Annotated in this window: 7 protein-coding genes, 1 tRNA gene and 1 pseudogene; 4 read left to right on the top strand and 5 right to left on the bottom strand. The window is 68.0% G+C overall.

The window, feature by feature from the left end; all coding sequences use genetic code 11:
* Window positions 1–466: 466 nt before the first annotated feature.
* The 4 genes from CSW58_RS03385 to CSW58_RS03370 all read right to left on the bottom strand — a co-directional run bounded on the left by CSW58_RS03385 (window position 467) and on the right by CSW58_RS03370 (window position 2,254).
* The gene (locus CSW58_RS03385) at window positions 467–871 is read right to left on the bottom strand and encodes a host attachment protein (protein WP_099446307.1); all 405 of its coding nucleotides are present in this window, start codon (window positions 869–871) and stop codon (window positions 467–469) included.
* A 225-nt stretch (window positions 872–1,096) separates the two neighbouring features.
* On the bottom strand, window positions 1,097–1,540 hold the full coding sequence (locus CSW58_RS03380) for a site-specific DNA-methyltransferase (protein WP_143755064.1): 444 nt from the start codon (window positions 1,538–1,540) through the stop codon (window positions 1,097–1,099).
* A gap of 71 nt (window positions 1,541–1,611) precedes the next feature.
* On the bottom strand, window positions 1,612–1,998 hold the full coding sequence (locus CSW58_RS03375; RefSeq protein ID WP_161494555.1) for a ParB/Srx family N-terminal domain-containing protein: 387 nt from the start codon (window positions 1,996–1,998) through the stop codon (window positions 1,612–1,614).
* A gap of 165 nt (window positions 1,999–2,163) precedes the next feature.
* Window positions 2,164–2,254: transfer RNA gene (locus CSW58_RS03370), tRNA-Ser, on the bottom strand.
* A 244-nt stretch (window positions 2,255–2,498) separates the two neighbouring features.
* On the opposite strand from CSW58_RS03370, the gene CSW58_RS03365 reads away from it, so the two are divergent.
* The 4 genes and pseudogenes from CSW58_RS03365 (at window position 2,499) to CSW58_RS03350 (ending at window position 7,009) form a co-directional block, all read left to right on the top strand.
* Window positions 2,499–3,863 (top strand): exopolysaccharide biosynthesis polyprenyl glycosylphosphotransferase, encoded by a 1,365-nt coding sequence (locus tag CSW58_RS03365; protein WP_304441625.1) that lies wholly within the window; start codon window positions 2,499–2,501, stop codon window positions 3,861–3,863.
* Window positions 3,864–3,871: 8 nt separating this feature from the next.
* A complete protein-coding gene (locus CSW58_RS03360; RefSeq protein ID WP_099446304.1) occupies window positions 3,872–5,314 on the top strand; it encodes a lipopolysaccharide biosynthesis protein in 1,443 nt (480 codons plus the stop codon).
* A pseudogene (locus CSW58_RS03355) lies at window positions 5,311–6,242 on the top strand (glycosyltransferase family 2 protein). The gene CSW58_RS03360 and the pseudogene CSW58_RS03355 overlap by 4 nt, the downstream one beginning before the upstream one ends.
* Window positions 6,242–7,009, top strand: a complete 768-nt coding sequence (locus CSW58_RS03350) for a polysaccharide deacetylase family protein (RefSeq protein ID WP_099446303.1) — start codon at window positions 6,242–6,244, stop codon at window positions 7,007–7,009. Before CSW58_RS03355 ends, CSW58_RS03350 begins: the two are co-directional and overlap by 1 nt.
* A 51-nt stretch (window positions 7,010–7,060) precedes the next feature.
* Here CSW58_RS03350 and coaD read toward each other — a convergent pair.
* Window positions 7,061–7,484, bottom strand: a 424-nt coding sequence (gene coaD, locus CSW58_RS03345) for a pantetheine-phosphate adenylyltransferase (protein ID WP_099446302.1), incomplete at its 5' end; no start/stop codon positions are given.

Raw genomic sequence — 7,484 nt, 5'->3', positions numbered from 1 at the left:
GCCAAGATGATAGGCCAGGGCGCCTGATGTGGCGCCCACGTCGTCGCCCAAGCGACGGAAGCTCATCGCGCGCAGGCCGCCATGAGCAAGCTGTCGCCGAGCCGCCTCGATCAAGCGATCTACTGGGGCTCCGGGGCGGAGCGGCGTCGGTGGTCCTGGGTTCATGACTTTCTATAGCGCGAGCGCGCCTGCGAACCTCGAAAAGGATCCCACTCTGGCTCGACAGTCTTTATGCGAGCGGCCGCAGCGGGCAATCGTGATGGGTACAATTGGCTGAAAAGCCGTCCCTGACGCTCAGACTCCCGGGCCGGACCGTCCTCTGAAGGTCCGGAATCTGGAGCTGCCCCAAGGCCTGCTCCTGGCGCAACGCCGCCATCGCTTTTCAAGTTTGCCTTGCTGGGCGTCACCGGGGCCTTGAGCAACGCACCGCGTCGAACGGGCCTTGGCCCGCCCGGCGCGACCAGCGTCAGGCTGCGGCGATCGCCTTCTCGACGTCGTGCAAGGCGTGGCCCGTCAGGTCCTTAGCGATTTCGCCCACGAGGATCGCGCTGAGCTTGGCGTGGTATTGAGGTCGGATAGCGCCCAGGGCTCGCGGCGCGGCGATGATCACCAGGGCGGTGATCTTTCCATCCAGGACCTGTTTGTTGAGCAGGCTGATGACGCCCGCCGAGAAGCCGTCTTCATCATCCTGCCCACCGGCGGGATTGGCGGAACTGCCGTGGCGACCGGGCGTCGCGCCTTGGTGGTCAGCGTCGACGGCCGCGTGATCGACGGCCGTGAGCTTCAGCTCGGCTTCATCGCCAGCGTTGCGAAAGAGATTGAACTTTTCGCCATCGGCGACGGCGACGGTGGCGCCATGGGGAAGTTGCATGCGTGTCTCCAGATGTGACCGCGGGGTTGCGGCGCCTAAGCAGGGACATCCCGCACTTAGAGGAATTGGCTCGGCGGCGGGCCGACAGAGCGCATGGCCGAAGCGGCCGGCCGCGTAGGACCCAGTTTGTATGGGGGACATACGTAATGCGTGGCCGGGATCGGAGTTGCGCGAGGCGGGCAGGAAAGGATTCCCTTGCGAGCGCTTGGCACCGAGCGGGCGGGATCAGCAGCGGAGGGCGTCCAGGCCGATGGCTGCTGGGGCAGATTTGAAGGTCGTGGCTCTGGCACGACTTGAGAGTCCACTCCTGGCGGCGCTGGCCTGCACCACATGCAGGTGGCGCCAGTCGATGAAGGTGGCCAGCAACGCTCCTTCGGCCAGGCGCTCCAGGCCCCGCGCCATCCAGCCGCGATTAAACGCGCCAAAGTCGGTGTCGGTCATTTCGCCGCTGGCCATGGCGAACTCGCGATGGCGCCCCGAGGTGACATGGCCCTTGATCTTGACGTTATAGGGCTCGTCGGTGAGCTGCAGTTTGGCCAAGGGATCGCCCGCAACCCACAAGGCCTCATAGGTCGAAGCTTCCAGCGCGTCGCCGCAGACCAGCCGGTGGCCGCCCATCAGCCAGACATCGCCAAGCCGGCTAATGGCCACAAGCTGCGGCTCGGGCACGATCTCCTGCTCGGGGACATCATCCAGGGTCAGGATCTGATCGATTTCGATGGTGTCGAAGCCCGATAGCTCTAGGGCAGCTCCAGGCAGATCAGCTCGCCCAGTTCCACCTTCAGGCTGGGGATGTCCCAGGCGCCGCGTTCGGCCAGGCGGTTGATCGACAGCCGCAGCAGCCGCACCTCGTCAGCGCTCAGATGGCTGACCACCATGCACGAGACCTTGGTCATGCCGTGGGCCTTGGCCGCCTCCAGCCGGCTATGACCATCGATCACCTCGCCGTCCTGGGTCACCAGGATTGGCAGCACCTGGCCAAAGGCCGCGATCGAGTGGCCAATCCTGGCCACCTGCTCAGCGCTCACCGTGCGCAGTTGGCGCTTGGCCACCGTCAGGCGCTCGATCGGCCAGACCTCGATATTCCAGCGGGTTACCCAGACATCCAAAGGCACAACGTCAGCCACCGCCCCGACCTCGCCGGCGAGTAGAATTCTTGGGCAACACCACGGGGCTTTGCCTCTTCCTGACCTGAGACGGGCGCGAGCGGTCAGCTTTCCGCGCGCAAGTGGCGGAATAGGCGCGACAAAATCCGCGCCATTGGTTCTCTTGGGAACTATCGTGAAGGTAGGTGGCGGAGACGGAGGGATTCGAACCCTCGATACCCTTTTGGGGTATGCCGCTTTAGCAAAGCGGTGCCTTCAGCCTCTCGGCCACGTCTCCCTCCTGAGAGGAGCGGTTCGATAGCCTGTTCGTCGGCAGAAGACAATCGAGCGCGGGAGGAAAAACACATTAACGCTAAGCTCAGACGGCATGCTTTAAAAACCGACATGCTCCTCCGGCAACCTCGCGGGTCTTGATGCCCACCCTTAGCGCCCAGCGTCCTGATCCGCCCGTGACGGACGGCTCGTCAGAGCCGGACGAAAAAGGGCCCGCGCGGCGTGGACCGTTTCGCCCCCGTCAGCTGATGCCGGCCCGCGCCCGCGTCCAGGCCCAGAGCCTGGCGCGCCTGTTCAAGCTGCTCGACGCCATTGGCGTGCTGCTCGTCTGCGCCATGGTCTCCACCGTCACCGCGCCCGCCCCCATCCTGACCGGCGCCCTGGTGATGGTGGTGGGATTGAACACCCTGGACGCCTACGCCTTCGCGCACCGAGAGCCGTTGTCGCGCCATCTGCTGCGGGTCATCGGCGCGCTGGTCCTGGCCGCCCTCGTGGCGTTGTTCGTGGCGCTCGCCCTCGACCCCAGCCGATCCGACCCCGCCGTGGCGCTGGGCTGGCTGGGCGCCCTGGCCCTGGCCGTGACGATCCTGCACGTCCTCTGGTGGCGGGTGATCGCGCGGGGCCGCGACAATGGCCGCCTGACCCCCAACATCATCATTGTCGGCGCGACCGCGAACGCCACCCACCTGATCGCCGCCGCCCACAGATCCGGCGTCGTCAATGTGATCGGCGTGTTCGAGGACCGCGGCGACCGCGCGCCGGCCGATCTCATGGGGGTGCCGGTCCTGGGCGACACCACCGCCCTGATCGGCCATCGCATCATGCCCTATGTCGACCGCGTGGTCATCGCCGTGACCGGCGCGGCGCGGGCCCGCGTTCACACCCTGGTGGAACGGCTCGAAGTGCTGCCCAACCCGATCAGCCTGTTCATTGAACAGGATGACGAGGCCGCGCGCGACGCCGCCCTGTCACGGATCATCGACCTGTGCGGTGCGGCCGCCGACGATCAGCGGGCTTTGGCCAAGCGGGCCCAGGACGTCATCATGGCCACCGTGGGGCTGGTCATCGCCCTACCGGTGATGCTGGCCACGGCGATCGCCATTCGGCTCGACAGCCCCGGACCAGTGTTCTTTCGCCAGCGCCGCCACGGCTTCAACAACGAGCAGATCTTGGTCTGGAAATTCCGCTCGATGCGTCATGAAGCCGCCGACGCCACCGCCAGGCGGCAGGTCACCGCAGACGATGACCGGATCACCCGGGTTGGCCGCTTCATCCGCAAGACCAGCCTCGATGAACTGCCGCAGCTGATCAATGTGCTGAAGGGCGAGATGTCGATGGTCGGGCCGCGGCCGCATGCGATCGGCATGATGACCGGCGAGGTGGAGTCGGCCCAACTGGTCGCCCAATATGCCCATCGTCATCGCATGAAGCCCGGCATCACCGGCTGGGCGGCGATCCAGGGCTCGCGGGGCCCGGTCGACACGCCGGAGCTGGTCCGCACTCGGGTCGCCCTCGACATCGAATATATCGAGCGCCAGTCGTTCTGGCTGGACCTGTACATCATCGCCATGACGATCCCCGTCCTGTTGGGTGATCGTTCGGCCGTGCGTTGAGGCCCGGCATGTTCTGGCGCGGCGTCATCGGTTATCTGCCCGTCAACATCGCCCAGGGCGTGGTCGGCCTGCTGACCATCGTGTTGTTCACCCGGGTGCTCAGTCCCGAGGAATACGGCGTCTACGCCCTGGCCTTTTCGGCCCTGAGCTTGACCCAGACGCTGTTGCTGACCTGGACCGAGGCGGCCATGGCCCGCTTTTACGCCAAGCAAGCCCAGGATGAGCGGCTGCCTGACCATTTCGCCACCCTCTACCGGCTGTGGTTCGCCATGGCCCTGACCGTTCCCGTGGTCGCCGTCGTGGTCCTGCGCCTGGCTCCCCTGCCCCCGCCGCTGAAAGTGGCCGTCGCCGCCGCCTTCGCCGCCGTGCTGGTCAAGAGCCTGACCAAGCTGTCGCAGGAGCGCCGCCGGGCCGCCGGCGAGGTTTCGGCCGCCGCCTGGCTCGACATCGTCCAGACGGTCGGCGGATTCGCCCTGGGCCTGGTCCTGGCCCTGGTCGGGCTGGGCGGGGCGGCCCCGCTGCTCGGCATGGGCGCGATTTCGCTCCTGTGCCTGGTGTTCGTCCTGCCCGCCGACCTGGGCCGGGCCCGCGGCGGCGTTTATGATCCGGCGATGGCCAAGAGCTATCTGGCCTTCGGTCTGCCCGTGGCCCTGTCGCTGATCCTGGCCCTGGTGCTGTCGACCACTGATCGTTTCCTGTTGGCGGCCTTTCTCGACGAGACCACGGTGGGCGTCTATCACGCCGGCTATTCGCTCGGCAGCCGGACCCTCGACGTGGTGTTCATCTGGCTGGGCATGGCCGGCGGTCCCGCCATGGTCGCGGCCCTGGAGCGCGGCGGCCAGCCGGCCCTCGACGAAGCCGCGCGGGAACAGGCCCAGTTCATGGTCCTGCTGACCCTTCCCGCCGCGGTCGGCCTGGCCCTGGTCGCCGCGCCGCTGGCCCAGGTGATGGTCGGTCCCGCCCTGTCCGCCGGCGCCGGGCGGGTCACGCCCTGGATCGCCCTGGCCGGCTGGCTGTCCGGCGTGACCACCTACTATCTGCTCCAGGCCTTCACCCTGGGCCGGCGCACCGGCCTGCTGATCGTCTGCATGGCCATTCCGGCGACCGCCAACATCTTGCTCAACCTGATCCTGATCCCGCGGTTCGGCCTGGACGGCGCCCTGTGGTCGACCGCCGCCAGCTATGGACTGGGCGCCGTCGCCGCCGCCGTTCTGGGCGCCAGGGCCTGTCGCCTGCCCCTGCCCTGGACCAGCCTGATCCAGGGCGGCGGCGCCTGCCTGCTGATGGCGCTGCTGGTGTCGCTGGTCCCACCGATCGGCGGCGTCGCCGAGCTGATCCTCAAGGCGGCCGGCGGGGCGGGCGTCTACGGCGCCGTGATCCTCGGGCTCGACGTCGGCGGCGCCCGAGCTCGGCTCACCACCCTCTTGCATCGCCGTCCGAGACCCGCATGACCGCCCCGGCCACCGAACGCCTGCATGACAACGCCGCCTGGGCCGGCGCCGCGCCGCGCCTTTCGGTGCTGATCCCGACCTTCCGCGACAATCCCAGCGCCCTGCTCACGGCGCTGGACGAGCCCCTGGCCGACACCGAGATCATCGTACTGGACGACGGCGGCGGCGACGACGTCCTGGCCCGGCAGATCGCCAGGCGTCTCGACGGCCTCAGGCTTCCCGCCCGCCTGATCCGCCTGTCGACCAATGAGGGTCGCGCGAAGGGTCGCAACCGCCTGTCGGCCCAGGCGCGGGGCGGCCACCTGCTGTTCCTCGACGCCGACATGCTGCCTGATGCCAAGGGCTTCCTGCAACGCTGGGCCGCCGTGGCTGAGAACGAGCACGCCGCGGTCGCCTTCGGCGGCTTCACCCTGGACCAGACCCCGCGCCGGCCTGAACATGAGGTCCACCGGGCCATGGCGCTGAAAGGCGATTGCACGCCGGCCCCGGAGCGGGCCAAGGCCCCGAAAAGCACATCTTCACGTCCAACCTTTTGGTGCGACGCGACGTGCTGGAAACCGTGGCCTTCGACGAGGCCTTCACCGGCTGGGGCTGGGAGGATGTGGAATGGGCGATGCGGGTCGCCCGGCTGCACCCGATCCTGCATATCGACAATACCGCCAGCCATCTGGGCCTCGACACCGTCGCGGTGCTGGCGAGCAAGTACGAGCAATCGGCCGCCAACTTCGCCCGGGTGGTCGCCGCTCACCGCGAGGTGGTCAGCGCCTATCCCAGCTATCGGGTCGCCAAGGCGCTCAAGCCCCTGCCGCTCAAGGGCGTATGGCGCCCCTGGCTGAAATCGATCGCCCTGGCCGAGGCCGCGCCGACGCCTTTGCGGGCCTTCGCCCTGCGCCTTTATCGGGCCGCCCTCTATTCGGACGCCGTGTGATGACCGACACCAAGGTTGACGCCTACGAGCCCGACCGCTCGCTGAAGGGCAAGCTGCGGCGACGCCTGATCCGCCTGGTCCATCGCCGTCCCGCGCGGGTGCGGCTTGAGCGGCCGATGGTGTCGTTCAGCTTCGACGACGCGCCGGCGACGGCCTGCGAGGCCGGAGCCCAGGTGCTGGAGGCGCGCGGGGTGCGCGGCACCTACTATTTCGCCGGCGGCCTGGCGGGCCGCGACGGCCCCATGGGCCTCTATGCCAGCGGGGCAGACGCCGCGCGCCTGCTGGCCGCCGGCCATGAGATCGGCTGCCACACCTATTCCCATCTCGATTGCGGCCAGGCCTCGCGCCAGACGGCCCTGGCCGATGTGGATCACAATGCCGAAGTCCTGGCCGACTGGGGAACCGGCGGGCCGGTCAGCTTCGCCTATCCCTATGGCGATGTCGCCTCGCCGGCCAAGACGGCCCTGGCCGGTCGGTTCAAGACGCTTCGGGCCCTGCATCACGGCCTGATCACCAACGGCGCCGACCTCAACCAGGCCCCGGCCGTCGGCATCGAGGGCGAGGACGGCGAGGCCGTGGCGCTGAAATGGCTGGACCGGGCCCATGCCCGCAACGCCTGGCTGATCCTTTACACCCATGATGTGTCCCGGCAGCCCTCGGCCTGGGGCTGCACGACCGGCGCACTCGAGCGGCTGGTCGACGGCGCGATCCTGGCGGGCTTCGACGTGGTGACGGTGGCCGAAGGGGCGCGTCGGATCGGGCTGTAGGCCGAGGAAGCGCCGAACCGGAGCCAGGCGCTCGCGGCTTCGGACGGCGTCCTAGATCTTGCCCAGCTTGAACAGCAGCTCTTCGCCGACCTTGGGCGGCACGAACTTGTGCACGTCGCCGCCCAGGGCGGCGATCTCCTTGACCAGCCGCGACGCGATGGCCTGGTGACGGGGATCGGCCATCAGGAACACCGTCTCGATCTCGCGATCCAGCTGCTGGTTCATGGCGGTCATCTGGAATTCGTATTCGAAGTCGGCCACGGCTCGAAGGCCCCGCACGATCATCTGCGCGCCGACCTTGCGGGCGAAATGCATCAGCAGGCTGTCAAACGGCTGAACCTCGATCGCCGCGATCGAGGTCAGGTGGGCGGTCTCGCGCCGCACCATCTCGACCCGCTCCTCGAGCGTGAACAGAGGGCCCTTGCCGATATTGACCGCCACGCCGATCACCAGCTTGTCGACCAGTTTGACCGCC

The sequence above is a fragment of the Caulobacter sp. B11 genome, from assembly GCF_002737765.1.
GTDB lineage: Bacteria > Pseudomonadota > Alphaproteobacteria > Caulobacterales > Caulobacteraceae > Caulobacter.
This window is presented reverse-complemented; position numbering and strand designations above follow the sequence as displayed.